Source organism: Rhizobacter sp. P2_H2, assembly GCF_056403375.1.
In genome coordinates, this window is the sequence record NZ_JBFUFP010000712.1 from 1 (window position 1) to 2,900 (window position 2,900).

Annotated in this window: 2 protein-coding genes; one reads left to right on the forward strand and one right to left on the reverse strand. The window is 71.8% G+C overall.

Features of this window, described 5'->3' with window-relative positions; genetic code table 11:
• The coding region (gene mprF, locus AC1D15_RS25090) for a bifunctional lysylphosphatidylglycerol flippase/synthetase MprF (protein WP_477828115.1) at window positions 1-2,394 on the reverse strand (2,394 nt) is incomplete at its 3' end.
• 177 nt (window positions 2,395-2,571) lie between these two features.
• Between mprF and AC1D15_RS25095 the strand changes: the two genes are divergently transcribed.
• On the forward strand, window positions 2,572-2,900 hold a 329-nt coding region (locus AC1D15_RS25095), incomplete at its 3' end, for a carbohydrate-binding protein (RefSeq protein WP_477828116.1).

Consider the following 2,900-nt stretch of genomic DNA (forward strand, 5'->3'; position numbering starts at 1 on the left):
ACGCGGCGCTCGGCGGCGCTCGGCCATGCCGGCCATCGGCGACATGCCGAGCCCGAAGCGTTCGTAGCCCTCGGCCTGCAGGTGCAGCATGATCTTCGCGAACAGGAAGTCCATCGTGCCGGGCGGTGCATCGGGCAGGTGGCGCATCAGGTCGAGGCTCGCGTCCTTGCGGGCATCGGTGGTCAGCAGGTTGGCGAAGGCGAGGATGCGGTCGTCGCGCCGCACGATCGCCACCGGCAGGCGCTGCACGTAGTCCGCATCGAAGCGCCCGACCGAGAAGCTCTTCTCGCGCCCGCGCTGCTCGGCCAGCCACGCATCGGACACCTGCCTCAGCTGCGGCAGCAGCGCGGCCACGCCGTCGGCCGGCACCACCTCGAACTGCAGCCCCTCGCGCTCGCCGCGGTTCACGCCGGTGCGCAGGTTGGCGCGCTTCGCCCCCTTCAGGCTGAAATCGGGCAGCGGCACGGTGGCGTATTCGCCGAGCTTCAGCGCGTGCAGCCCGCAATCGAGGTACAGCGGCAGCGTGGCCGGGCGCACCTGGTAGAACGCGGCGCGGCCGCCATGGTCGTTGGCGCGCTCGATGAACTGCCACACCAGGTCGGGCCATTCGCGCGCATCGCCGAACGGGCCGTACAGCGACACCCACGAACGACCCTGCTTGCCGAACATCAGGAAGCTGCGCCCGGACGGCGAGAACATCAGGTGCTTGTCGCCGACCAGCACATGGCAGCCGTCCGATGATGGATTGGCGCGCACGATCGCCGCGGCCCGCGCCATCTCTTCGGGCGAGGTCTCGGCCACGTCGCCGGCCGGCGGCCGCAGCAGCTGCCACATGCCGTAGGCGAGCGCGATCAGCGCGATGGCGGTCAGCGCGCGCAGCGAGCGCGGCGCCTGGCCGTCGAGCTCGAACTGCCACCACAGCCGGTTGCTGTAGGCCACCTCGCGGTACGCGAAGAACAGCACCCACACGCAGGCGACCAGCACGCCGCCGAGCGCCAGCAGCCATTCGGGCTCGAGCCGCTGCGAGAACAGCGAGGAGCGGCGATCGAACTGGTTGCGCGAGATCAGCAGCAGCAGCGCCAGCGTGGTCAGCATCGCGGCCTCGGTGACCGCGATGCCCTTGGGCAGTGCCAGCACCGCGGCGATCACCGACAGCACCAGCGCGGCCCACCAGGCGGCATCCAGCTGGTGCAACAGCCCGCGCGCCACCAGCAGCAGGCCGAGGCCGGCGACGCTGCCGAGGAAGTGCGACGCCTCGATCAGCGGCACCGGCACGTTCAGGTGCGCGAGGATCTCGCGCGCGTCCTCGGTGAACGGCGTCACGCCGGAGACCATCAGCCACAGGCCCGCGACCAGCGTCAGCGCCGCCATCAGCCGCGGGCTCAGGTGCACCGCCATGCGGCCCACCGGCGCGGCCACGCCGGAGCGCAGCTCGTAGGCCACCAGCATGCCGGTGGCCAGCACCAGCGGCAGCACGTAGTAGATGCCGCGGTTCAGCAGCAGCGCGCCCAGCATCACATCGCTCGGCACGGTGCCGCCGCTGGCCAGCAGCATCACCGCCTCGAACACGCCGACGCCGCCCGGCACGTGGCTGATGATGCCGGCCGTGACGGCGATGGCGTAGAACGCGATGAAGGTCGGCAGCGGGATGTGCTGGCCCGGCAACAGCACCCACAGTGCCGCCGCCGAGGCGCACAGCTCCAGCGCCGAGATCACCAGCTGGCGCAGCGCGAGCTCGGGCGTCGGCAGGCGCATGCTCCAGCGGCCGATGCGCAGGCCGCGGCGCTTCGTGCACAGCCAGATGAAGCCGGCCAGCCCCAGCAGCAGCGCGGCGGCCAGCAGCCGCAGCAGCAGCGGCGGCATGCGCAACAGGCCGCCCACGTCGTCGGCGCCCCACAGCAGCGCGAGCGCGCCGAACGCCGCCATGCCGAGCCCGAAGGCGGCTGCATTGAAGGCGATCACCCGCCCGACCTGTGCCGGCTCCAGCCCGGCAGCGGTGTACAGCCGCATGCGCACCGCGCCGCCCGACAGCGGCCCGAGCCCGATGGTGTTCGACAGCGCATAGGCGACGAACGAGGTCAGCAGCACGGTGGCATGCCGCACGCGAGCGCCGGCATAGCGCAGCGACGAGCTGTCGTAGCCGCTGAGCGCGAGGTAGCTCAGCACGGTGGCGATCAGCGCCAGGCCGATGCTCGACGCCGGCGTGGTGGCCACGGCCGCCATCACCGCGCTGTAGTGCACCTGCAGCAGCAGCTGGCGCAGCGCGAGGCCGACGGCCAGCGCCAGCCCCAGCGCGACGGCGCCCAGCAGCCAGGGCCGCAACCGCGGCCACCGGTCGCCCCAGAAGGAGACGGCCAGCGTGGACTTGGGTGGAGCGAGGGTGGGGTCCAGCAAGGACTCGGACACGGTTCGGACGAAAGCACGGAAGTGGAGACGCGGCTATTGGATCGCGTTTTGCGGCTCGCGGGCACAAACCATTACCACTTTCATCGTTCAAGTGGTACTCAAATGGTATTGCAGCGGCTAGAGTCCCGAACGCCGTAACGCCCCCCGTTCCACCCGGAGACCTCCATGCCCGTCACCGCCCTCGTCCCCCGCTCGAGCCAGATGCGTCTGCTCAGCGCCTTCGCCGCCGTCCTCGTGACCGCGACGGCCCAGGCCGCCAGCTACCCCGCCTGGAAGCCCGACACCTTCTACGCCGCCGGCTCGCTGGTGACGTACAACGGCCGCAACTACCGCGCCACCGTGGCGCAGACCGACTACGCGAGCACCGGCTGGAACCCGACCACCGCGAGCCTGTGGACCGACATCGGCGCGGCCGACGGCCCGGCCCCCGCCCCGGCTCCTGCGCCGACACCGGCACCCGCTCCGGCTCCCGCGCCGACGCCCGCCCCTGCGCC